General features: G+C 72.2%; 18 protein-coding genes. 10 read left to right on the top strand and 8 right to left on the bottom strand.

The window, feature by feature from the left end; all coding sequences use genetic code 11:
* Nucleotides 1-6 precede the first annotated feature (6 nt).
* Nucleotides 7-885, bottom strand: coding sequence for an alpha/beta hydrolase (locus tag G3I56_RS04410; RefSeq protein WP_164407814.1), 879 nt, complete (start codon nt 883-885; stop codon nt 7-9).
* 284 nt (nt 886-1,169) lie between these two features.
* On the opposite strand from G3I56_RS04410, the gene G3I56_RS04405 reads away from it, so the two are divergent.
* Both G3I56_RS04405 and G3I56_RS04400 read left to right on the top strand, forming a co-directional pair.
* Entirely contained in the window at nt 1,170-2,267 is a 1,098-nt protein-coding gene (locus G3I56_RS04405) for a magnesium and cobalt transport protein CorA (RefSeq protein ID WP_164407310.1), read from the top strand.
* A gap of 73 nt (nt 2,268-2,340) precedes the next feature.
* On the top strand, nt 2,341-2,820 hold the full coding sequence (locus G3I56_RS04400) for a hypothetical protein (RefSeq protein WP_164407308.1): 480 nt from the start codon (nt 2,341-2,343) through the stop codon (nt 2,818-2,820).
* Between the two features lie 49 nt (nt 2,821-2,869).
* On the opposite strand, the gene G3I56_RS04395 is transcribed toward G3I56_RS04400, so the two are convergent.
* The 4 genes from G3I56_RS04395 to G3I56_RS04380 form a co-directional block, all read right to left on the bottom strand.
* Complete coding sequence (locus G3I56_RS04395; protein WP_239134703.1) at nt 2,870-3,379, bottom strand: DUF6174 domain-containing protein; 510 nt, start codon at nt 3,377-3,379, stop codon at nt 2,870-2,872.
* 107 nt (nt 3,380-3,486) lie between these two features.
* Nucleotides 3,487-4,230 carry a type 1 glutamine amidotransferase gene (locus G3I56_RS04390; protein WP_164407307.1) on the bottom strand — a complete coding sequence of 248 codons (744 nt, stop codon included), beginning with the start codon at nt 4,228-4,230 and terminating at the stop codon, nt 3,487-3,489.
* A 34-nt stretch (nt 4,231-4,264) separates the two neighbouring features.
* Nucleotides 4,265-4,840, bottom strand: coding sequence for a MarR family transcriptional regulator (locus G3I56_RS04385; RefSeq protein WP_164407306.1), 576 nt, complete (start codon nt 4,838-4,840; stop codon nt 4,265-4,267).
* Nucleotides 4,841-4,952: 112 nt separating this feature from the next.
* Nucleotides 4,953-6,032: a LacI family DNA-binding transcriptional regulator gene (locus G3I56_RS04380; protein ID WP_164407305.1), complete on the bottom strand. Its 1,080-nt coding sequence runs from the start codon at nt 6,030-6,032 to the stop codon at nt 4,953-4,955.
* A 573-nt stretch (nt 6,033-6,605) separates the two neighbouring features.
* Between G3I56_RS04380 and G3I56_RS04375 the strand changes: the two genes are divergently transcribed.
* From G3I56_RS04375 to G3I56_RS04360, 4 genes are all read left to right on the top strand, one after another.
* Nucleotides 6,606-7,805 (top strand): hypothetical protein, encoded by a 1,200-nt coding sequence (locus tag G3I56_RS04375; RefSeq protein WP_164407304.1) that lies wholly within the window; start codon nt 6,606-6,608, stop codon nt 7,803-7,805.
* 332 nt (nt 7,806-8,137) lie between these two features.
* Complete coding sequence (locus G3I56_RS04370) at nt 8,138-8,953, top strand: hypothetical protein (protein ID WP_164407302.1); 816 nt, start codon at nt 8,138-8,140, stop codon at nt 8,951-8,953.
* Complete coding sequence (locus G3I56_RS04365; protein WP_164407301.1) at nt 8,950-10,044, top strand: ATP-binding protein; 1,095 nt, start codon at nt 8,950-8,952, stop codon at nt 10,042-10,044. Before G3I56_RS04370 ends, G3I56_RS04365 begins: the two co-directional genes overlap by 4 nt.
* Before the next feature lie 112 nt (nt 10,045-10,156).
* Nucleotides 10,157-12,484 carry a hypothetical protein gene (locus G3I56_RS04360; RefSeq protein ID WP_164407300.1) on the top strand — a complete coding sequence of 776 codons (2,328 nt, stop codon included), beginning with the start codon at nt 10,157-10,159 and terminating at the stop codon, nt 12,482-12,484.
* Nucleotides 12,485-12,518: 34 nt separating this feature from the next.
* On the opposite strand, the gene G3I56_RS04355 is transcribed toward G3I56_RS04360, so the two are convergent.
* From G3I56_RS04355 to fxsA, 3 genes are all read right to left on the bottom strand, one after another.
* Entirely contained in the window at nt 12,519-13,532 is a 1,014-nt protein-coding gene (locus G3I56_RS04355; RefSeq protein ID WP_164407299.1) for a hypothetical protein, read from the bottom strand.
* 127 nt (nt 13,533-13,659) lie between these two features.
* The gene (gene fxsT, locus G3I56_RS04350) at nt 13,660-17,331 is read right to left on the bottom strand and encodes an FxSxx-COOH system tetratricopeptide repeat protein (protein WP_164407297.1); all 3,672 of its coding nucleotides are present in this window, start codon (nt 17,329-17,331) and stop codon (nt 13,660-13,662) included.
* 135 nt (nt 17,332-17,466) lie between these two features.
* Nucleotides 17,467-17,691 (bottom strand): FxSxx-COOH cyclophane-containing RiPP peptide, encoded by a 225-nt coding sequence (gene fxsA, locus G3I56_RS04345; RefSeq protein ID WP_164407296.1) that lies wholly within the window; start codon nt 17,689-17,691, stop codon nt 17,467-17,469.
* Between the two features lie 337 nt (nt 17,692-18,028).
* On the opposite strand from fxsA, the gene G3I56_RS04340 reads away from it, so the two are divergent.
* The 4 genes from G3I56_RS04340 (at nt 18,029) to G3I56_RS04325 (ending at nt 22,834) form a co-directional block, all read left to right on the top strand.
* Nucleotides 18,029-19,288, top strand: coding sequence for an FxsB family cyclophane-forming radical SAM/SPASM peptide maturase (locus G3I56_RS04340; protein WP_164407295.1), 1,260 nt, complete (start codon nt 18,029-18,031; stop codon nt 19,286-19,288).
* On the top strand, nt 19,285-20,685 hold the full coding sequence (locus G3I56_RS04335) for an HEXXH motif domain-containing protein (RefSeq protein ID WP_164407294.1): 1,401 nt from the start codon (nt 19,285-19,287) through the stop codon (nt 20,683-20,685). The genes G3I56_RS04340 and G3I56_RS04335 overlap by 4 nt, the downstream gene beginning before the upstream one ends.
* 143 nt (nt 20,686-20,828) lie before the next feature.
* Nucleotides 20,829-21,932 (top strand): cellulase family glycosylhydrolase, encoded by a 1,104-nt coding sequence (locus G3I56_RS04330; protein ID WP_203689195.1) that lies wholly within the window; start codon nt 20,829-20,831, stop codon nt 21,930-21,932.
* A 29-nt stretch (nt 21,933-21,961) separates the two neighbouring features.
* Nucleotides 21,962-22,834: an LLM class flavin-dependent oxidoreductase gene (locus tag G3I56_RS04325; RefSeq protein ID WP_164407292.1), complete on the top strand. Its 873-nt coding sequence runs from the start codon at nt 21,962-21,964 to the stop codon at nt 22,832-22,834.
* The last annotated feature ends 10 nt before the right edge of the window (nt 22,835-22,844 follow it).

The following is a 22,844-nucleotide window of genomic DNA, read 5'->3' as shown; positions in this document are numbered from 1 at the left end:
GCGGGCTCAGGGCCGAGTGGCGCCCGAGAGCAGCCAGTTGAGGGCGGTGGGCAGTGCGCGCAGGGACGCGAAGTGGGCCGCCGCCGGTTCCAGGACGGCCGTGACACGCGGGATACGGGCCGCGAGCCAGGAGGAGTGCGAGGCGGGCGAGAAGACGTCCTTCCCGCCGTGCCACAACAGCACCGGCACATCGATCTGTGCCGGGTCGAATCCCCACGGACGGGTCAGCGCGAAGGCGTCGTCGATCCAGCCGTACGGTGAAGTGCGCAGCGCCTCAAGGTAGTTGCGCAGCAGCATCGAGCGGATGGCGTTGTCGGAGACGATCATCCGGTCGTCGTCGGTGAGTTCCAGGCGCAGTTCCTCGAGCAGCTTCGCCGGGTTGCTCCGGATGGCCGCCGAGCGTGGGATCAGCCGGGCCGCGAACCGCTCCGGATCGGTGAACGCGGTCTGGAACTCGCTGACGTTGGAGGGGGCCATGCCCGCGAACCAGTCGAGGCCTTCCGCGTCTCTCGGCGCGAGCCCCACCAGCGCGGCGACCCTGGTCACCCGGTCCGGCAGCAGGGCGGCGCAGGCAAGGGCGTGCGGGGCGCCGCCGGAACGCCCGGCCACCGCGAACCGGTCGAGCCCGAGGGCGTCGGCGACCACGGAGACGTCCTGCACCACGTCGGCGATCCGGCGACCCGCCTTGCGGTCCGAACCGCCGTATCCGGGACGGTCGTAGCTGATGAGGCAGGCGCCGTGCTGATAGAGGAACATCGCGCGGGGCCGGGGACCGACCCGGCTGCCGGGTGTGCCGTGCAGGAGGAACACGGGGTGCCCGTGCGGGTCGCCCGAGATCTCGACCCGTAGTCGCCGCCCGTCCGCGGTCCGCACATGGTCCGACACCACCGGCGCGTCTCCCTCCCCCTGGCCGATTCACTCGACCGGGACCACGCTGCCCGATCCCTGCCCGGATGCACAGAGGGCGAAACGGGTATGTCCGGCGCGGGACGCCCGGGCCCGGGGCGGCCGGATCTTCGTTCAGCGCGGCCCGGGGGTCTGGGGGCAGCGTCTCCGGGTACGGGACGGGACAGGTCGAGCGGCGAGGGCGAGGTCTCCCGGCGCCTCCCCTGACCACGTCTTTACCCCCACCTGGCACACTGTCCGGACCCGGAGAAGGAGCAAACCGCATGTCGATGGTCGGCAGCCTGCGCAAAGTGGCCCGCCTGGCTCGGCGTGGGCGGCGGCGGGTGGACCTCAGTCACCCCGCCCGCTCACCGCTCGGCTCGACCGTCGTCAACTGCGTGATCTACCGCGAGGGTGTACGCCAGCCCACCGCCCCCTCCGTCGAGGAGTCCGTCGCCCGCGTCCGCAAGCACAACCGCGGTTTCGTCTGGCTCGGACTGCACGAACCCTCCGAGTCGGAGTTCGGCCGCGTCGCCGAACTGTTCGGGCTGCACCCGCTCGCCGTCGAGGACGCCGTCCAGGCCCATCAGCGCCCCAAGGTGGAGCGGTACGGCGACGTCCTGTTCGCCGTGTTCAAGACGGTCTGCTACGTCGAGCACGAGGAGCTCACCGCGACCAGCGAGGTCGTCACCACCGGCGAGATCATGGTCTTCGCCGGCCCCGACTTCGTCGTCACCGTCCGACACGGCCGGCACGGCTCCCTCGGCCCGCTGCGCGAGGACCTGGAGTCCGACCCGGAGCAGCTGGGCAGGGGCCCGGCCGCGGTGCTGCACGGTATCGCCGACCATGTCGTCGACGACTATCTGCACGTCACGGACTCCGTCCAGGACGACATCGACCAGGTCGAGTCGGACGTCTTCTCCCCGCAGAGCCCGCGCACCGCCGACGCCGGCCGTATCTACCAGCTCAAGCGTGAACTCCTCGAACTGAAACGGGCGGTGGTCCCCCTCGGCCGCCCCCTCCAGCAACTGGCCACCGAGCCGATGCCGTCCGTCGAGCCGTCGATACAGGCCTACTTCCGTGACGTGTCCGACCATCTGATCCGCGCCACCGAGCAGATCCACGCCTTCGACGCGCTGCTCGACTCGATCCTCCAGGCCCACCTCGCCCAGGTCACCGTCGGCCAGAACGAGGACATGCGGAAGATCACCGCGTGGGCCGCGATCGTCGCCGTACCGACGATGGTCTGCGGGATCTACGGCATGAACTTCGAGCACATGCCCGAACTCCGCTGGCGATACGGCTACCCGCTCGTCCTCACCGTCATCGCCACCGCCTGCTTCTTCCTCCACCGGGGTTTCAAACGCAACGGCTGGCTGTGAACGTGGCCGACCGCCCGCTCGTACCTTCTGTCGAGTCGTACGTCCGCCGTACCACCCGATCTGGAGCAGCGCAGTGTCCCAGCAGCAACCCCGGCGATCGTCCTCCCGGAGGGCCGTCGCGCTCGCCGCGCTTCTGACGGCCGTCGCCCTCCCCCTGGCCACGGCCTGTACGGCGGACTCGGACACGGATCTGGGCACCGGGAAGAAGGCGTCGGCGTCGGAGTCCGTGCCGCCCGCTCCTGTGGCCGCCGTGGTCGCGCCGGCCAAGGTCGAGGTGATCGCCAAGCTGACGGGCTGCGAGGTGACGATCCGTACCGACGCGGACGAACTGCGCGAGGGTGTCTGCCACACCGCCGGCGGCGACTACCTGATCACGACGTTCCCGGCGGAGAAGTACAAGCTGACCTGGCTGGACAGCGCGGCCATCTACGGCGGCAAGTACCTGGTCGGCCCCAAGTGGGTCATCAGCGCGCCCCCGAAGCTCCAGGAATCGCTGCGCCAGAAGGTCGGCGGCACGTTCGAGGACCTCAACGACCACGACGCCCAGAACTAGACGCCCGGAACCAGACGCCCGGAACCAGGGCCGATCCCCGTCAGGACTTTCATCCCCCGGGCACCGGATCCGGCTCGTAGCCGCTGATGACGTACGACTGCTCGTCGTCGATCGCGTTCTCCTCGGGGTCCAGGGTGATCCGTACGGGGTGCCCGTCGGGCGCGTACTCCGCCTCCGCCGTGTCCGCGCGCTCGTCGTGGGCCCGCGCCAGCTGGTCCAACAGCCCGCCGATGGTGGGCACTTCCTCGGGTGCGCGCTCCACCGCGCCCCGCCCGCTCTCGTCGAGCCCGACCACCTTGGCCACCCTCCCGTCCCGGACCGTCACCCGGAACGTGCCGATCAGGCTGCGCTCGCCCTCGCTCGACGTCAACGTGTAGACGTACGAGGCGGGTTCCTCCCAGGACTCCGCGAACGACGAGAACGAGGAGGAGGGGGCGGGCGAGCCCACCGACGAACCTTCCCCCGACACCGAGGCCCCGGAATCCCCGTCGCAGCCGACGGCCGTGCACACCAGTCCCGCGACCAGTACGACGGACGACAGCAATCGGACCGAAGCCATGGTGATCCCCCTGAACAGTGAACGAGTGTGCGGCTACCGATACCGATTACCGCTAACCGCTACGACGCGTCCTTGCCGGGAAACGTTCATCCGAGAGGCGGAGGCTCTCAGGCCGCGTGTCCCCGCTCGTCGGCGGCCGGGCCCGTCGTCACCCCGGCGATTTGCGCGAGGAACGCGTCCACGAGGTCGTACGCCCGCTGCCGTGACTCCTCGTGCCGGGCGCGGGTCTCGGCGAGCAACCGGTCCGGATCCTCGCCGTGCGCCCTGGCCTCACGGCGGCCGGCGGCGTCCAGCCACCGGAGCAGGGTCTCCTCGTCGAGCTCGGGGTGGAACTGCACCCCGAGAGCCCGCCCGGCCCGGAAGGCCTGTGGACCGACCGCGCTGCGGGCCAGCTCCACCGCGCCCGGCGGGACCGTGAACCGGTCGAAGTGCCACTGGAACCACGGTCCCGCCGGAATCAGCCCGGGTACGTCGGACTCGACGGCCGTCCAGCCGATCTCGTGCCGGGGCGCCGCCTCGACGCTCCCCCCGAGGGCGGTGGCGAGCGCCTGCGCCCCGAAGCAGATGCCGAGCACGGGCAGCTCGGCGGCGTACGCGGTGCGCAGCAGCTCCAGCTCGCCGTCGATCCAGGGCCCGACCGAGGCCCTGTCGTAGACCGACCAGGGCGCGCCGAGCAGCACGACCAGGTCGTAGCCGACCGGGTCGGGGAAGTCGAAATCGACGCCGGGACTGTCGTACCGCTCGGCCGGTACGACGGTCAACTCATCGATGTCATAGCCAAGTTGGGCGATACGGTCGCCGACGGGACCGGACAGCGAGAGATGGTCGTGACGTATGACGAGGGCGCGCACGGGGTTCTCCACTTCACTTCTGAACGACAGGGGATCAGCTTTTGGGGCGCCGTCCGCTGCGGCGCGGAGCGGGTTCGGCGCCGTCGAGCAGCTCCAGCCGGCGATCCTCCCCGTGGGTCTCGACCTGGACGACGATCTTGCGCAGCGCGTCCGCGGTGGCCCGGCATTCCTCGGCACTCAACGGGGCGGCGACGAACGCCTCCTCGGCGTTGAAGTCCGGGAAGAGCGTCCGCATCAGCGCCTCGCCCTCGTCCGTGAGGCCGAGCAGCACCCGCCGCCCGTCCGAAGGGTGCTCGATACGCCGGACCAGTCCACGCGACTCCAGCGTCCGGGCCACCCCGGTGAGTGTCCCCTTGGAGATCCCGGCCTCCTCGGCCACGAGCCGTGTCTCGGTCTCCCCGGAGATCCAGACGACCCACAGCACGACGAACCCCGTCCACGTGAGATCCACCCCGCGCAGCACGGAGTTCTCGACATGCTGGCGCACTGCGGAGGCGGCCCGGTGGATGTTCGCGACGACGGCCATCTGGTCGTGCCGGATCGAAATGTCCCCGAGCTTGGCCTTGACCAACTGCTCGGTCTCGACGATCGGTCGCTGCGTCACCGGCATTCCCCTCCAACGACACGATGTCGTTCGGTACCAAATTGTACGGAGGGTGCGACGAGCCACATCACCCACCGCACCGGCATCAAGGATGTGCGTTCGTCGACGAGACGCCGGGTCAGGCAGTGGTCGTCGAGGTCCGGGCGGCCGGGGGCCGCGAGGTGGCTTCCAGGTCCCGGCAGCCGCAGGACGCGCGGACGACCAGGCGGGACGGGAAGCGGCGGGTGCGGTCCGTCTCGCCGGGGGTCGCCGCGTCGAGTTCCGGGTCGAGCGCCATGTCCACCGCCGTACGGGCCATCGCCTCGCGGTCGGTGGCGACCGTCGTCAGCGGCGGGTCGGTCATCGCCGCCTCCTTGAGGTCGTCGAAGCCCACCACCGCCAGCTCGCCCGGTACGTCTACGCCGAGTTGACGGGCCGCCCGCAGCAGGCCGATGGCCTGGTCGTCCGTCGAGCAGAACACGGCGGTCGGCCGGTCCGGGGCGGCGAGCAGGCGCAGGGCGGCCTCGTAGGTGTCGTACCGGTTGTAGGGGGCGTGGAAGAGCAGCCCCTCGGTGGGGCGGCCGGCGTCCGCCATCGCCTTGCGCCAGCCCTCGACATGGTCGGCGACGGGATCCCCGGCCACGGGAGCCGACTCGGGGCCGCCCAGGCAGGCCACGGCGGTGTGACCGTGCTGGAGGAGATGCCGGGTGGCGAGCCGGGCACCCTCGACGTCGTCCGTGACCACGGCGAACTTCCGTACGGACGCGGACCGTTCGTGCATCAGCACGACCCGGGTGTCCATGGTGTCGAGCTCGGCGGCGATCCGGTCGCCGAGCCCCAGACTGACCAGGATCAGCGCCGACACCCGCATCCCCAAAAAGGCGTGCAGGTAATGGATTTCGCGCTCCTCCTGGTAATCGGAGTTGCCGACGAGCACCATTTTTCCCCGGTCGGCGGCGGCACGTTCCAACGCGTGGGTGATTTCCCCGAAAAATGGCTGACGGGCGTCCGGAACGATCAGCCCCAGCAGGTCCGTACGGCGACTGGCCATGGCCTGGGCCACCCGGTCGGGCCGGTAGCCGAGTTCCCTGACGGCATCGAGAACGCGTCGGCGCTTCTCCGCGGATACGGGCCGGGGGCCATTGTTGACGACGTAACTGACGACCGCGCTGGAAGTTCCCGCGAGCCTGGCGACGTCGTCCCGTGTCACCTTTGTCACCGGGTGAGTCTACGGGCGTCAAATAGCTTGCTGGAAAGGACCGTTGGCTTTCGGCCAGGGTGCCGAAACGGTTTCGCGGGTGGCCCGGGCCGGGCATCGTGAGGACAGGACGGACAGGAACGGACAGGACGGGACGGCGGGGGCGCCGGCCCGTCGGGTCGTGCACCGGCCGGGGGGCGTCGCCGGGCCGGGGAGGACAGACCGGTGTGCGGCTTCTCCCCCGGCATCAGGGCCCCTGGGGCCTGTCGTCACATTCCCGTCGTCCGCCCGGAGGGCGGGCCGGGCGCCCGCCGCGGCAGCGGCTGATGTCCGGGTAGGTGCGTGCTCTCGGCGTGCCGGGCGCAGGCCCTCGTACTGGTTGTACGTGGGTCTGTGTCCGGTGCAGCGAGTGGGGGTCCCCCCTCTGGGGGAGCGTGCATGGCGTCGCCCGGCAGGCGGGAATTTGGCGACAGGTCCTAGCATTCACCTGCCCCACGTCGGTCGCACACGTACCGCCGGGCGAACCTCTCCGGCTCGTGCCGGACGGCGCGCGGGGCCGGAGCGGAGGGGGGGGACAAGGCCATGGGGACATCCTTGCGCACCCGTTTACGAAGGCTGCCGGAGGTGGTCCCCGGGATCGTGCTCGGCGCGGCGGGCCTGCTGGCCGTCGGAGTGCTGGCCGGTCTGGCGGTGGACGTCTCGGCGCTGGTGCGTTCCGACGGCTATGCGCTCGGGGCGGCGCTGCTGCTCGCGGTCGGCCTGTACGGGAGCACGTACTCGATCGATCTCAGGGCGCTGCGGGCCGATCTGCCCGGTGTGGTGGCCGCGGTCACCCTGGGCGTGGTCCTGAAGGCCGGGCTGATCGCCGGCACGATGGTGCTGGTGTTCCGGCGGCCGGAGTACCTGGTGCTCGGCATCGCCGTCGCCCAGATCGACCCGCTGTCGGTCGCCGCCCTGACCGGCAAGGGACGGATGTCGCCGCGCGCCCAGTCGCTGCTGACTGCGTGGGCGTCGTTCGACGACCCGATGACGGTCCTGCTGACGCTGTATCTGGCGGGGTACGCCTACACCGCGGCGGGCCACGAGGGCGCCCCCGGGATCAGCCGGGGCGCGGGCGGCGACTACGCGACCGGTCTCCTCTTCAACGCCGTACTCCTGGCCGTCGTGGTGCTGTTGTGGTGGGCCGGGCGGCGTGCGGTGTCCAGGCTGCCGGACGTCCCGGCGGTCCGGCGCGCGAAGGCCGGCGGCGCGGTGCTGCTCGTCGGGACGATGGTGGTGCTCGCGGCGCTGAACCAGCTGATGCTCGGGGTGGCGCTGGCCGGTCTCGTACTGCGTGCCACGGTGCTCGACAAGGCGGTCGGCCGGGCGGTGGGCGGCGCGTTCCTCGCCGCGTTCCTGACCCTCGGGCTGCTGCTCGCGCACGGGGTGGCGCTGTGGCCGGGGTTCGTGCTCGGCGTGGCGGCGTTCGCCGCGCAGGCGGTGGTGGCGCTGGGCGTACTGCCTTTGTTCGTACGGGGGTTGGAGCGCCGTGACCGGATCGCGCTCGGCCTCGGCCAGCAGAACGGCATCACGGCCGTGCTGATCGCCCTGACTCTGGAGCGGGACTTCCCGGGCACCGCCGCGACCGTCGGCCCGGCCGTCATCACCGTCAACCTGCTGCACGGCACCTCGCAGGCACTCCTGGCGCATCCGCCCCGGCGATGGCGGGCGCGCTCCCGCCGGGAACTCTCCACCGACGCCGGGCGTCACTCTCCGTACGACCAGCATACGGAGGACGAACAGCCGGTCGCGTAACCGGAGTACGGAGTTCTGGACCACAGGGTTCCGGACTGGGGAGTTCCGGAGTGCGGAGCGCAGAGTTCCGGCGGGCCGGAAATGTAGGACGGGCGGCGACCGCGGGGAATGCAAGACGTACGAGACCTACCAGGCGTGTGAAGTGCCGGCACCGGACGGGGGAGACGCTGATGAGGCGGGCGAGGAGATCAGGTGTGCGAGGGGTGCCCTGCGACGGCACCCGGCCACTGACCCGGAGCGGCAGGAACAGCAGGAGCACCCAAAGCACCCAGAGCACTCGAAGTGTCCCTTCCCCGGACCGCCGGCCGCGCGCACGGTACGCCCGGCACACGGTGACCGGGGCGGCTCTCCTGCTGCTGGCCGCCGGTGCCGCGCCGGCCTTCGCCGCAGCCGCCGGGGGCGCCGACTCCCCTGAGCGGGATGCCCAGTTGGTGTACTGCCTCGACCCCGTCCACCGCACCGACCTGCTCACGGCCGCCGTCCGGCTGGGGCTACTGAAGGCCGACGCGGAGGTTTCTCCGGAGCGGTGGGCCAAGGACCACGACAAGGACTTCGGGCGGGCCTGCGCCGCGCTCATGGCCGCCGGGTCGGACTCCCCGGCGACGGCCGCGCGGGAGGACAAGGGCGCCGGCGAGGACGGCTGGGTCGTGACCCTGCTGAAGCAACTGCCCCTGCTCCTGGCGGGTGCGCTGCTCACCCTGGGCGGCCAGTCCTACGAGCGCGGGCAGTCGGAACGGCGTTCGCTGCGGCAGGAGTTGGGGACTGCGGAGAGCGCGTACCGGGCTGCTGTACGGGAGTACCTCGCCGACTACCGGCAGGACGAGCGGGCGGACCACACGGCGGTGCGGGCCGCGCGGGACGCCCTGGCCGTCACCCTGTCCCGGGTGCCCGATCCCCCGGCCCGGCGTGCGGCGGCCGAGCGGCTCGCCGACGGGCTGCCCCTGGCCGAGCCGTTGCCGCGGACCGCCGGCCTGTATCTGCCCGACTCGCAGACCCGCGCTCGTACGGCGACCGGGGAACAGGAGTCCGTGGACCGCTGCCTGCGCTCCCTGCCCGCACTCAACCGCACTTCCCTGTACTGGAGTTGGCGCACCGTCCGAAACCGTCCGGCACTCCCGGGGACAACTGGAACGGGGGGCGCGCGATGACCGGGCCGCAGGACGAGTACGACGAGAACCCGTTCGGCGTTTTCCTGCCGGAGATCAGGGACCTGCTGCCCGCGGGGCACGCCCGGCCGCAGGACGACCATCCGCTGGTGCCGTGGAAGGACGGGAGCCACGTCCACCAGTGGGTGGACGTCGACCACGCGCAGGAGCAGCTCGACCTGTTCGAGGAATGTCTCCGGGCCCAGCTGACCGGACTGCTGCTGCCGGGCGTGGGCGGACATCTGGTCGTGGTGACCGGGCCGGTGGGCATGGGCAAGACCACCCTCATCCACCGGTGCGTGCACCGGGCGCACGAGTATTTCCAGGAGCTCGCGCGGCAGTTCAGGGAACAGGAGCGGCCCCACCTCGCACCGCGTCCCATCGTGGCGATGGCCGGCGGGTACGTGAACGGCGGTGAGGACGTCAGCTGGGACGGCAGCGGACACTTCGCCAGCACCCAGAAGATCAACGCCGCCATACGCAACAAGCTCGTCGAGACCCTGGAGGCGGAGTTTCCCGGGGTACCGCTCGACCCGTCGGTCACCGGGGACGACATCCGCGCGGCGTTCAGGGGCATCAGCAGACTTCTCGTCCAGCAGAACAGTCTGCTGTTCGCCATCGTCCCGCACATCGACTGGCGGGACGCCGGGGGCGAGGTGCGGACGAACTTCCTCAAGACCTGGCTGAGCCACGCACAGAGCCGGATCGTACTGTTCGTCGAGATGAGTCACCAGGACCGGAGTACGGCGCGTGAGGTGATCGCGGGACTGCCCATGGACACGGCGGTCACCCTTCTCTCGCTCGGTTCGCTCGCCACGGAGGACACCGTGAAGTTCACCGAGGCCGCTCGCGGCGGCCATCCCGACCACGGGAACGCACCGCCGCCACCCGCGGTTCCGGGGCAGGCGCAGGACCCGAAGCCGGACCCCGACCCGTGGTGCGATGCCGACGTACGGTACCTGCGCCAGCAGTGCTTCCGGATCGCCGAGCAGCAGAGACTCGCGGACGGCCGGGTGCGGGTGACCGCCCGTCATCTCACCCCGCCCGGCCTCGTCCTCGGGGACCTGACCCGCGCGAACCTCAGATCCGACTAGCCGCAGGACTCCCGACGCGCCCGTTCCGCCCGTACACAGGAACCGAACAGATGTCCCGCCGCACCCGCTCGCCGCTCCCAAGGCCGACACCGGACACACGAGGAGTGCCATCGTGACACCGACCAGTGGACACACCTGGCACCGGAATCCCTTCCCGCTGATCCCGGTCGTGCGCCTGGGGCCCTCGTCCGACCTGGGGGACGCGCGGGTCCAGGCCGCCAACTCGGGCAACGCCCACATCGACACCCCGCTGATCACGGACGTCGAGTCGCTCGTCGACGACTACTTCGCGCCGCCGGCCGCCGGTGGCCGGCGGGGCCGGGCGATCGCTCTGGTGGGCGAGTTCGGCCTCGGCAAGAGCCACGCCCTGCGCCGGACCTACCAGACGATGCAGAGGCAGCACCCCGAGGCGGCGACCTGGATCGTGGACGAACCGGCACAGGACATGGGGCGGCTCTACCGCGACCGGCTGCGCGGACCCGGCGACACCGACCAGGGCAAACGGTCCTTCGAGGAGCTGGTGCGGGACTACTACGCGTATGTGACGGCCGGCTGGGTGGGCACCGATGACGACGACCCGCGCCGTGGCACCCTGAACGACATCGCGACCGGGCTGCTCAGCCGTGAACTCGACCCGGACAAGGTCGTCTCCGCGCTGCGCTACGACCCCGAGGTGATCCACGCGGATCTGCGCGGCAAGCTGGGCGAGGTCACCGAGCACCGCATGTTCTCCACCGCGCTCGCCCTGCTCCTCGAACCGCCGTTCAACCGGATGGTGTGGAACTGGCTGAACGGCGCGGAGCCCGCCGAGCCGCTGCGCGAGCGCGGCATCACCGAGGCGATCGGCCCAGCGGGCGGGCGCCCGGACCTCGCGGCCGGTATCGACCGGGTCTTCGACGCGCTGGCCGTGCAGGGCTTTCTGCACGGCCGGGTCGGGCGCCCGTACGTCCTGCTCCTCGACTCGCTGGAGAAGGTGCTGGACTGGCCGGACGACAACCGGCGCGCGTTCATGGACGCCTTCGAACGCCTCATCAACATCTATACGAGCCTCGGCGGTCTGTTGGTGTTCTGCACCTCGCCCGACGGACTGCGGGCGCTGCGCCAGAGCGTGCACGAGCGGGTGGTGCAGCTGTGGCCGACGGGGCTCGCCCAGGAAGGCACCAGGGACCTGGTGGCGGGCTATCTGGCCACGGGTGACGAGGCGACCGGCGGAACGCCCGGCGGGGAACCGCCGCCCACCGGGCCCTTCGACGACGAAGCCATGCGCCTCCTCCACGAGTTGACCGAAGGCGTGCCCCGCGAAGTGCTCAAGACCTCCCGGCGCGCCTGGCAGCTCAGCGAGGAACCCAACGCGCCCGACGACAGCGAGCCCGTGGTGCGCCGGGTGCCCGGTGCGACGATGCTCAGGGCTGTCCGGGAGCTGCACGAACTGGTGTCGTACCAGCGGGTCCTGGGCGATGTGCACGACGCCCTCGACCTGGGCCAGTGGCGGATCGCCTCCCGCGATCCGGTGCCGGCGAGGCTCACGCGCTCGGCGGGCGGCCGGGAGGAGGTCCTGTACTGGCTGTCGCCGGCGCCGAACGCCTACATCGCGGTGGTCTACGCCCGCTCCCTGCTCCTCGCCGACGACGTCGAACGGATCGTCACCCAGGTGAACGGGCTGCGGAGCGCGGTGCGCCCGGGGCGCTTCGAGGCACTGCTGGTGGTCAACGGGCTGGTGTCGCACGCGATGCAGGACCGGCTCGGGCGGTCGATCGGCTCCCGCCCGCTGGTGTACCGGCAGGGCGTGTTCCCGAAGAGCGTGCACGAGGCGCTGCTGCAGCTGGAGCGACGGCTCGTGGAGGAGGGCCGGGAGGAGGACCTCGCCGAGCTGGGCGAGCGGATGCGCCGCAACCTGGACCAGCAGACGGCCCACCTCGACGAGATGCGCCGCAACCTGGCCGCGATGACGCTGGAGGTGCGTCCGGGCTCGACCGGGCCGGCGGGGGTGCCCGCGCTGGTGGCGCGGCCCGGTCTCGCGACCGCCGACGAGGAGCCGGCCGAGGAGCTGCCGGGCCCGGTGCGGCGGCGGTTCCGGGACGCGCTGGCGATGCTGGAGTCGGTGACCCGGCGGGTGGCCGGCCGGAGCGTGAACCGGCGGGCGACGGCGACCTCGGCGGATCTGAGCGTGCTGGGCTGCGCGACGCTGGTGCGGGCGCTCACGGAGGAGTTCCGGGGCGCGGTCGCGACCTGGGCACGGGCCGCGACTCCGGGTACTCCGACCGAGGTCCAGCTGCGCGAACTGCGCCGGATCTGCCGCGAGTACGAGAGCGCGGTCGAGGTGCTGCCGGTGCATCTGCTGGGCAGCGCGGAACATCAGCACCCGCTGACCCCGGCCCGCACGGTGGAGGTCCTCGCGGAGGAGGTCTGGGGCACCCTGAGCACTCCGGCGGTGCCCTAGAGACCGGCGCAACTCCCTTATCCTGTAAGGGTGTTCAGCGCGGCGGCGGCACGGTCACAGCGCCCGTGGCCCGGGCGAGGGCCGCGAGCCGCTGTTCCGCGTTGGCGACCTGGCGCTGGTCGAGGGTGACGCCGAGGAGGAAGGCGCGGGGCGAGGTCCAGTGGACGTACACCGCCCCTTCCTGGACGTCGAGGACGAGCCGCTCGACGGAGGCGCCGTTGACGGGGGGCGGGGCGATCAGGTCGAGCGCGTCCTTGAGGCGGATCAGATGGCCGCGCAGGCTGCGCGAGAGGTCCCGGTAGGCCGTCCGCCGGGTGCGCACGCTGACGTCCATGAAGCGCGGGCCGAGTTCCTGGCTGTCGAAGACGTCACCGACACAGACCAGGGTCCAGTCCCGGTAGTAGCCCGCGTACTGCAGGTCCGTGGTGTTCACCTGGGTGCGCCACAGATCGCGCAGCCGCTGCTCGTACACGGCGTTCGGGGCGGCGGCCGTCCCGAAGTCGACATGCGGGCCCGCCGGTGCCTCCCCGCTCTGGAGATGGGCCTTCGCCTGCGCGTCGCCGCCGAGCAACTCGTCGGGCAGCCCGTGCACTTCGGTGCGGATACGGGTGACGAGCCGGTTCATCGCGTCGTCCATGTCGGGCACGCCGCCGGGTACGTCCGTCACCGCCGCCAGGAACTCGTCGGGGCGGGCCCGTCCGCCCCACAGGCCGGCGCGGGTGCCCGCGAGGACCGTGCGCATCAGCTCGCCGGTCTTCAGCGGGCGCAGGACGGCGCCGAGGTCCTGGGTGCACAGCAGCAGCCTGGAGCCGGGCAGCGACTCGTTCTGCGCGTCGTCGCCGATCTCGGTGACCAGGCTGGAGAGCGGGGCGCGGTCCGCCCTCAGGGCGACGAAGTCGAGGATGCCGTTGCTGTAGTGGGCCAGGGAGCGGATCGCGGGCGTCCGTTCGAGGGTCTCCTCGCACAGCGCGGTTATCAGGCCGTGGCGCTTGGGAGTCCAGTGGGACTCCTTCAGCGTGGTGCTCCGGTGCGGTACGGGGGCTGCCACGGGTGCTCGCCTTTCACTGGTCGGTGCGTTGCTGATCAGTGCGTTGCCGGTCGGTGCCTTGCCGATCGGTGCCTTGCCGGTCGGTGCCTTGCCGGTCGGTCTCCGGGAGGGCCGCCGTACGGGCGGGTCACACGTCGGGCAGTTCCAGGTCGATGTCGTAGCCCGAGGGCGGGACGGGGCGGGTGGGGTCGACGCCGGTGAGGCGTTCCACGTGGGCGCGGACCCGGCGACCGCCGACGCGGTGGGCGATGCCCAGGTCGCCGAGGCGGGCCAGGGCGGTGCGGGCGAGTTCGACGGCCTCCTCGTCGCGGCCCGCCGAAGCGAGCGTGGCAGCAAGGGAGTTCTCCGCGATGGCGACCCAGGGGTGGGCCCGGCCCAGCTTGTGGGTGAGGAGGTTGAGCGTGCCCCGGCCGACCTCCTCGGCCAGCCGCAGCTCCCCGGTGGCCCGCAGATAGACGCCGTGGCGCACCTGCGCGACGCCCGTGTAGGGGTGCCCCGGCCCGAACCAGCGGGCGAGGGTGTCCACGCACTGCCGGGCCTGCTGTTCGGCCTCGTCGGCCTTGCCGAGGGCGTGCAGGTCGGCGGCGTAGCTGAACCGGCAGCGCACGGTGTCGAAGCGGTCGGGGCCGAACCTGTCGACGTAGAGGCCGAGGGCGCGCAGGTCGCGCTCATGGGCGAGTTCGTAGCTGTACAGGGGGTCCTTGAGGGCGGGGAAGCCGTCGGCGAGCCGGCGTTCGCTGACCGCGAGACCGACCTCGGTACGCAGCCGGACGAGGTCCCAGGTGTCGCCGTACCGGCGCAGCTTCTGACGCAGCAGGTCGCGGGCCTCGCCGTCGCGTCCGGCGGAGCGGTACAGGTAGGCGAGCAGTTCGGCGGCGTTCCAGGCGACGGGGTCGTCCGTGCCGCCGACGGCCTGCCGGTAGCGGAAGCGGTCCTGGATCGCGGTCAGGGCGGGGGCGACCCGGCCGGTGAGCGCCTCGGTGAGGGCAAGGTTGTGCTCGGCCTGGATGGTGGCCGGGTGCTGCGGGCCGAGCAGCAGGGTGAGGCCCTCCAGGACGGGCCGCAGTTGCAGCAGGGCGTCGTCGAAGCGGCCCAGTGCGCGCAGGGTGGCGGCGTAGGAGTCGGCAGAGAGCAGGGTGCGCGGGTGGGTGAGGCCGAGGAGCCGGCGGTGGCCGCGCAGGGCGTCCTGGGCGATCCGGCGGGAGAGGTCGTAGTCGCCGCGCAGCCGGTGGGCGCGGGCGACGAAGTTGAGCAGGCGCAGGTACTCGGGTGACTGTTCGTCAGCGTCTGTGTCGTCGTAGGCTCGCCACTCCTCACGGGCCCGGCCTGCGATGTCGAGGAGGCGGTCGAGGTCGGCCGCCTCGGCGCGCTGGCTGAGGGCGTTGAGGTGGCGCAGCAGTGAGCGGCGCACCCGTGGCCGGGGGTCCTCCCACAGCCGAAGCGAGAACACCTCGCGGGCCCAGTCGGCGGGCAGGTCGGGGCCCTGCGGGGCGTGTTCGGACAGGACGCCGCGCAGGACGGACTCGATGTGCGCGCGTTCGGCGGGGTCCATGCCGGCGCGGATCAGGTCGCGCAGCCCGTGGTGCTGGACGAGCGGCTGCCGGGTGCGGTCGAAGTCGACGTCCAGCAGGCCCACCTGGGCCAGGGCCCACAGGGCGACGCTCACCATGTGCTCGTCGGGCAGCAGGACCTCGGTGCCGGCGGGTGCGGGCGCCGACGACTCGTCGTCGCGGGCGAGTTCGGACAGGATGCGGCGCGAGCGCAGCAGCTCCAGGCCCATGCCACGCCCGGTGAGCAGGGAGGCGGCGCCCAGCAGCCAGCCCACGGCGTCGTGTTCGGGGCTCTCGGCGCGCCAGGCGACGGCGCCGGGGGTGGCCTGTACGACACGCCGGGCGACCTGCACCATCACGGCCACGGGCGACACGGCGTCGGTGGTGCGCAGCAGTTCGGTCTTGGCGGCGCGGTACTCGGCGAGGAGGTCACCGACGGCGGCGCGGACGGCGGCGTCCTGGTTCATGTGGTCGTCGCGGCGGTGCGCGGCGGTGCGCTCGGCGAGGCAGTGGGCGGCGAGGTGCAGTGCCTGCGGGACGGAGTCGACGACGCTGCCGATCTGCCGGGCCTGCCGCTCGCCGATCTCCGGCACCTTCTCGGCGAGCAGCGCGCGGCTCTCCTCGGCGTCCATCGGGCCGATGGCCAGGGGCCGCAAATGCGGCGGCCGTGGCTCCTCGGCGGCGTCGCTCTCGGCCGGTGCGGTCCGGCTGGTGATGAGGACGTGTCCGCGCTCGTGCGGTACGGGCAGCAGGCCGTGCAGTTCGGCGGGGTCGGTGACACCGTCGTAGACGATGAGCCAGCTCTCCGCCTCGGCGTCGGTGCGGGAGAGCCGGGACAGCAGCCGGGAGATGCCGTCCCCGTCGGTGCCGAGCCGGTCCTCGGGTGCGCCGAGGCGTCCGGCGAGCCGGCCGAGGCCGCGCTCGACGCGGGTGCGCTCCCAGGCGCGCACCCACCACACGACGTCGTACGAGGCCCCGATGCGGTGGCACAGTTCGTGCGCGGTGTCGCTCTTGCCCCAGCCGCTGGGGCCGTGCAGCACCAGGCAGGCGCCGTCGCGGGCGGCGCCGCGCAGCTCCTCGTGGAGCGTGCCGAGCAGTCCGGCACGGTCGGCGAAGGCGCTGTCGCGCGTCCCCACGTTGGTGGTCTCCGGCAGCCGTGGGAACCCGGCCCCGCCGGCGCTGTCGCCGGGTTCGGGCGCGCCGAGGCCGAGACCCGTGTACAGCAGCCGCAGCGCCTGGTCCTCGGTGGTGTCGCGCAGGTCGATCCGCTCGTGGTGGGCGGCCGCGGTGTGCGGGAACGGCTCGTCGACGAGCAGGATGCGGACGTCGGTGTGGGAGAGGGCGCCGATCTGTTCGAGCAGTGTGTCGTCGGCGTCGTCGGGCGACAGGAAGAGCAACGCCGCACCGGAGCCGGGGCGTTCACCGGCGTAGGTGTCGGCGCGGCGCAGCTCCGTGCGCACCCCCTTGAGGGCGAGCCGGTCGCGCAGCCACGCGGCCCACAGGGCGTGCCGGGCCGAGTGGACGACGGTGACGTCGGTGAGGCGGGCGGCGCGGCGGGCGCGCAGCTGGTCTGCGAGCTGCTCGTAGTAGGGGCGCAGTCCGCTGATCGTGCCGGCGTCCTCCGCGTCCACGGCGAGGCTGAGGCTGTCCTGGTAGAGGGGGTTGTACGGGATTTCGAGGAAGGGGATGTCGGTCCTGCCGAGCGCGGCGGCGACCGGGGCGAACTTCCTGCGCACCCGTTCACGGGAGTCGCGCAGCCGGTCGTGCACGCCGGTGTCGCTCTTCAGGCCGAGGGTGAGCAGCCGTACGGGCCGGTCGCCCCGGCGGACCATCAGGTCCTCGGCGAGCGCGGCGGCCCCGTCGATGGACCAGGCGGTCATCGCGAAACAGACGACGAGCGTGTCGGCGTACGCGGCGGAGCGCACCGGTTCCGTCTCCTCGGAGGAGTCCGGTACGGGGGCCTCGACGAGGAGATGGTCGTACGCGGCGGCGACGGGGTCCTCGGCGAGCGCGGCGAGCGCGGGGCCGCCGGGGGCGGTCGCGGTGTGCACCCGGCCGGGTTCGGGGCGGGGCGGGAGCGCGCTCGCGTCGGGTTCGCCGGAGCGGCCGTCGACGAGGAGGACGCTGCGGTTGGTGTCGGCGAGGATGTCGGCGACGTTGCGCAGGGTCGTACTCAGGCCGAGGTTCTCGGAGGTGGCGAGGAAGACCGCGAACGGCCCTGGACGGTCAGGGGTGTTGGCGTCTGGCATGGCTTCTCCGCTCGGCACGTCTCTGCTCGGCACGGCGGTGAACAAGGGGGACAAAAAGGGCGGCCGAGGGGCGCCAGTATAGGACGCCGCGCACCTGGCGCCCGGCGTCCGGACCGCTCCCGCGTGCCCCGTGTCTCATACGCTCTCGCTGTGCCCGGTGACGAAGGGATTGCCCTCGGCGCAGCTGCCGTACACCTGGCGCAGCAGCGCGCCGAGCACCGAGTCGGGCAGGGCCCCGATGTCCTCGGGCGACAGGGCGACGAGGTCGAGAACGACCGACTCGACCTCGGAGGCCGGGCCTTCGCCCGCTCCCGCTCCTGTGCACGCCCCGGTGGGGGCGGTGCCGTCGGCGACTGCCATGCAGGTCACTCCAGAGGTGTCGGAGGATCTGGTGTCGAAGAACTCGTGTCGGAGGATCTCAGGAAGGCCTTCCAGCGTAGCGCCGCCAACTGCCCTTACGGCAGAAGCCGGAGGCCGTGAGCGTCGCTCAACTTCCGAGCAGTCGACCTTCGTTGGCTCATTCGTGATGTTGACGCTGAAGTTGACACGCCCGAATACTGGTCGCACGTCGGACAAGTGTGCCGTCGGCAACGCCCGGACGGGTACAGGACAGGCACTGGACGGGCACTGGACGGGCGGGCAGGACAGGCCCCGGACAGGCCCTGGGTCCGCGACGTACGCCTTCGGGGGGAAGCGGATGAGTCGACCGCCACTGGGCCGCGCCGAACCGCCCTGGCCGAGGGCCGCCGACGTGGCGGCGCGCCGGGCGGCGGGCTGGCGGCCGTATCCGCTCGACTCCTTCGTCCTCAAGGTGCACAGCCGCTGCGACCTGGCCTGCGACTACTGCTACATGTACCGCTCGCACGACCAGAGTTGGCGCGCCCAGCCCCGCACGATGACCCCGGCGACCCTCGCCCGCACCGCCGAGCGGATCGCCGAGCACCTGTCCGCGCATGGGACGACCGAGGCGGGCTTGGTCCTGCACGGCGGCGAGCCGCTGCTGATCGGCGACGAGGCGCTCGCGCGGACGGTCCGTACCCTGCGCGGTGCGGTCGGCGACGGGATACGCCTGCACCTGACCCTCCAGACCAACGGCCTCCGCCTCACCGAGCAACGCCTGGATCTGCTGGGCGAGTTGGAGGTCACGGTCGGGGTGAGCACCGACGGCGGCCGGGCCGCCCACGACCGGCACCGGCGGGGCGCCGACGGCCGCGGCAGCCACGCCCGGGTCGAGGCCTCCCTGCGCCGCCTGGCGAGCGAGCGCCACCGCCGTCTGTTCGGCGCGCTGCTCTGCACGATCGACCTGCGCAACGACCCGGTACGCACCTACGAGGCCCTGCTCACCCACGGTCCCCCGGCCGTCGACTTCCTTCTCCCGCTGGGCAACTGGCAGAGCCCGCCGCCCGGCCTGGACCCGCGCGGCCGGCGCACGCCTTACGCGGACTGGCTGTGGGCGGTCTTCGAGCGCTGGTACGACGCCCGGACCAAGGAGACCTCGGTCCGGTTCCTGGACAACCTGCTCGCCCTGCTGCTCGGCGCCACCCCGCGCACCGAGGCACTCGGTCTGTCGCCGGTGCGGTACGCGGTGGTCGAGACGGACGGCTCCCTCACCCAGGACGACACGCTGCGCACCGCGTACGACGGCGCCACCCGCACCGGCCTCGACGTCCACCACCACTCCTTCGACACCCTGCTGCTCCACCCCGGCATCGCGGCCCGCCAGTGGGGCATCGACGCCCTGTCCACCCCCTGCCGCGCCTGCCCCCTGCACCGGGTCTGCGGAGGCGGCCACTACGCGACCCGCTACGCCCACGGCACGGGCTTCGCCAACCCGAGCGTGTACTGCGCCGACCTGACCGAACTGATCAACCGGGTCCGGGGACGCGTGAGCGCGGACCTGGAGACCCGCGGCATGTCGATGTCGTCTACGTCGTCTACGTCCTCGGGGCCCGCATGAGCCCGTCGCCGTACCGGATGCCGGGGGCGCTGTTCGACGCCGTGGCCGCGGGGGGCGGTGGGGCGGCGGCCCTGCGGCTGCTGGGGCGTGCCGAGCACAGCAGGCGGCTGGCCTGTGCGTACGCCGTGACCGTGGCGGCTCGGGAGTTCGGGGGCGCCGTCGCCGAGGCGGCCGAACACGCCTGGGGTCTGCTCGGCGACGCCACACGCAGCTCCCCCGAGGCGGCGACGGCTGTACTGACCCACCCGTCGGCGGGCCCCACCCTGTTCGGCCTGCTGGCCCAGCTGCACAGCCCGGACGGTCAACTCCCGCCACCCGTCCACTGGTTCACAGGCCTGGCCGTGTCGGCGGCGGTCCGTGCGGGCCTGCCCACCCGGGCCGGGCTGCCCCTCACCGGCCCCTGGGCCGTCCTGCCGTCCCTGGGTCGCGCCCGCTTCCCCGGGGCCCGCCCCGGCGACCGCGCCGAGGTGCGTATCGACCGGACGGGCCGCTGCCGCGTCACGACGGCGGGCGAGACAGTCACGGTGCCCGGACTCCCGTACACAGGAGGCCCGTTGGGCAGCGCGCCGCACGGACCCGCCCGCGCCGACGGCTTCCACGGCACCACCGGCCGCTGGTTCGGCGCGCATCTGCTCGCCACCCTCGACGGCGGCGCCCCGCTGCTGCTGGACACCCTCGACCCGCCCTGCTTCCCCCACTCCGCGCGCCACCCGGACGGCATCTCCGCCGCCGAGGCGCGCCGCTGGGCCACCCCGGCCCGGGGCGCCTGCCGCCTCCTGCGCGCCGACCATCCCGAGGCGTACGCCGAACTGGCCGCCGGACCACACCTGTTGGTGCCGTTGACCCGACCCGGCCACGGCAACAGGAGCGGGAGCAGCGCGGAGACGTTCGGCTGCATGGCACTGTCTCCGCCGACCTCGGCGACGGGCCTCGCGGTGACGCTCACGCACGAGACCCAGCACAACAAACTGGCGGCGCTGCTCCACCTCTTCGACCTGTTCGAACCGGGCGGCCCCGAACGCTTCTACGCCCCCTGGCGCCCCGACCCGCGCCCCCTCCCAGGCCTGTTCCACGGGGCGTACGCGCATCTCGGCGTCGCCCGATTCTGGGAGCGCCGCCGGGAGACGGAACCCGACCCGGCGCTGCGCGCCACCGCGCACGCCCAGTTCGCCCGCTGGCGCCTGGCCTCCCACGAGGCGACCACCGTCACCCTGTCCTCCGGCCGCCTCACCCCTCTCGGCCACCGCTTCGCCGCGCACATGCTGACCACCCTGGACCTCCTGTGCAGTCTGCCGGTGCCCGCCCCGGCCCTGCATCACGCCGAATCGGCGGCCCGCGCGCACCGCGCCGACTGGCAGAACCGGAACGGAGACACGGCCCGCAGGCTGTCGGCGTGAGGATCACGGCGTTCGACCTGTCGACATTCGTTCCACCTGCCGGACGCGTAACGCGCCGGAAACCTTGACGGTCTCTGTGTCGGGTGCAACGATTCCGGCGCCACGATGTTTACGTAAACATCGCCCCTCGGTCCCTGACCGGCATGCGAAAGGGCAAGTTGATGCGCAACATCCTCGGCGGCACCCGCCCCTCCCCCCGACTGCGTGCCGCTCTGGTGGCGCTCGCGATCGCCGCGACCAGCGGCACGGCCGTCGCCGCGAGCCCCGCCTCCGCCTCCACCCCTGCCACCGCCCTCGCGGGCGGCGCGCCGAGCAAGGACACGACACAGTTCAAGGGCGTCAACTGGGCCGATCCGCGCGACAACTTCGCCGACGACCTGCTCCAGCTGTCCGGCCTGTCGACCTCCGAGAACTACGCCCGGACCTACTCCAAGGCGAGCCGGATCATCTCGGCGTTCCGCGCGAACCTCGGCGCCAACACCGTGCGGCTGCCGATCAACCCGTACACGGTCAACGGCTCCTACTGGAAGTCGTACCGCGCGGTCATCGACGCGGCGTCCGACCAGGGCTTCAAGGTGATCGTCTCCTACTGGGAGGGCACCGGCGTCCAGAAGGACGGCTTCATCGACGACACGGCCACCTTCTGGCCCATGTGGGACAGGGTCGTCAAGACCTACAAGAAGGACAAGCACGTCTACTTCGAGCCGATGAACGAGCCGCACGGCTACACCGACACCGAGTGGGCCGACATCGCGGCGAAGTGGCTCGCGAGGTACAAGTCCGTTCCGCGCAACCAGGTGTTCGTCAGCGGCGCCGGCTACAACGACCACGTGACGTCCGTCTGCGCCGACCCGCGGCTGAAGGGCACGTACCTGTCGCTGCACCACTACGGCTTCTGGAAGGAGTACGCGACCTACGACCAGTGGGTGGCCGACCTGAAGGTACGTATCGGCAACTGCGCCAACCGGACCGTCGCGGACGAGTTCGGGGCCTTCATGACGACGGGCCTCGACTACAACAAGAAGACACCCGACAACAACTTCATCAACTTCATGCAGGCGGTCACCGACACCTTCCGCGAGCTGAAGATGGGCTCCGTCTACTGGCCCGGCCTGCGCACCGACGACATGTACTCGGTCCAGAAACTGGTCGGCGACCCCAACCGCCCCTGGCTGGCCACCACCAACCAGTCCGGCGCCGACCGCCTCGCCTGGGGCTGGGGCCGCGGCAAGCCCGTCAAGGGCTGACCCACTGCCGACCACGTAGGTTCGGGAGCATGACGAACCTTCGGATCGGTGTGATGTACGACCGCGACTGGGCCCCGGAAGGGCTGCCCGGGTTCGCACGGCAGGCCGAGGCCCTCGGCGTGGACGATCTGTGGGTGGTCGAGGACCTCGGCTGGAACGGCGGCGTGTCCGCAGCCGCCGTGGCGCTGGGCGCGACGGAGCGGCTGCGGGTGGGCATCGGGATCACCCCGGCTCCGTTGCGCAGCCCGGCACTGCTCGCGATGGAACTGGCCACGCTGGCCCGGGTGTTCCCGGGCCGGCTCGTCGCCGGGATCGGGCACGGGGTGCGGGAGTGGATGACGTCGGTCGGCGTCGCGCCCCGTTCACCGCTGGCCCTGCTGGAGGAGACGATCACCTCCGTACGCGCTCTGCTGCGCGGCGAGCGGGTCGAACTGGAAGGGCGCGAAGTGCGCCTGGACGGAGTCCAGTTGGTGCACCCGCCCACTCAACCTCCGCCCGTGGTCGCGGGGGTGGTGCGAGCCCGCTCGCTGGAGCTGTCCGGCCGGGTCGCGGACGGCACCCTGATCGCCGAGGGCCACGGCCCCCTCGACCTGGAGAACACCCGGGTACTGACCGCGAAGGGCGGCGCCGGTCCCGAACACACCCTGACGGTGCTGGCCTTCGCTTGCGTGGGCGACGACCCCGGCGAGGTGGCGCGGAGCCTGCACCCGCTCACCGAGGGCCAGGGCAGCTGGCTGGGCCGCCCGCAGGAGGACTTGTTCACCGTGTCCGGCAGCGCCCAGCAGGCCGCCCAGGACATCGGCGCGCTGTCGGCGGCGGGCGCGGACACCGTCGTCCTGCGTTTCGCGGGCGCCGAGCCGCTGCGCCAACTCGAAGCCGTACTGGGCGCCTTGGGGCGCTGACGGCCGGTCG

The sequence above is a fragment of the Streptomyces sp. SID12488 genome, assembly GCF_010548275.1.
In the GTDB taxonomy this organism is placed as follows: Bacteria; Actinomycetota; Actinomycetes; order Streptomycetales; family Streptomycetaceae; genus Streptomyces.
Note: the sequence above shows the minus strand (reverse complement) of the source record. Positions and strands in the feature narration are given on the sequence as shown.

What these genes read in the sequence shown, in the direction of transcription:
- G3I56_RS04405 (WP_164407310.1), top strand. Translation starts at nt 1,170, where the DNA reads ATGTCGATGGTCGGCAGCCTGCGCAAAGTGGCCCGCCTGGCTCGGCGT.
- G3I56_RS04395 (WP_239134703.1), bottom strand. Translation starts at nt 3,379, where the DNA reads ATGGCTTCGGTCCGATTGCTGTCGTCCGTCGTACTGGTCGCGGGACTG.
- G3I56_RS04385 (WP_164407306.1), bottom strand. Translation starts at nt 4,840, where the DNA reads ATGCCGGTGACGCAGCGACCGATCGTCGAGACCGAGCAGTTGGTCAAG.
- G3I56_RS04365 (WP_164407301.1), top strand. Translation starts at nt 8,950, where the DNA reads ATGACCGGGCCGCAGGACGAGTACGACGAGAACCCGTTCGGCGTTTTC.
- fxsT (WP_164407297.1), bottom strand. Translation starts at nt 17,331, where the DNA reads ATGCCAGACGCCAACACCCCTGACCGTCCAGGGCCGTTCGCGGTCTTC.
- fxsA (WP_164407296.1), bottom strand. Translation starts at nt 17,691, where the DNA reads ATGGCAGTCGCCGACGGCACCGCCCCCACCGGGGCGTGCACAGGAGCG.
- G3I56_RS04340 (WP_164407295.1), top strand. Translation starts at nt 18,029, where the DNA reads ATGAGTCGACCGCCACTGGGCCGCGCCGAACCGCCCTGGCCGAGGGCC.
- G3I56_RS04335 (WP_164407294.1), top strand. Translation starts at nt 19,285, where the DNA reads ATGAGCCCGTCGCCGTACCGGATGCCGGGGGCGCTGTTCGACGCCGTG.
- G3I56_RS04330 (WP_203689195.1), top strand. Translation starts at nt 20,829, where the DNA reads ATGCGAAAGGGCAAGTTGATGCGCAACATCCTCGGCGGCACCCGCCCC.
- G3I56_RS04325 (WP_164407292.1), top strand. Translation starts at nt 21,962, where the DNA reads ATGACGAACCTTCGGATCGGTGTGATGTACGACCGCGACTGGGCCCCG.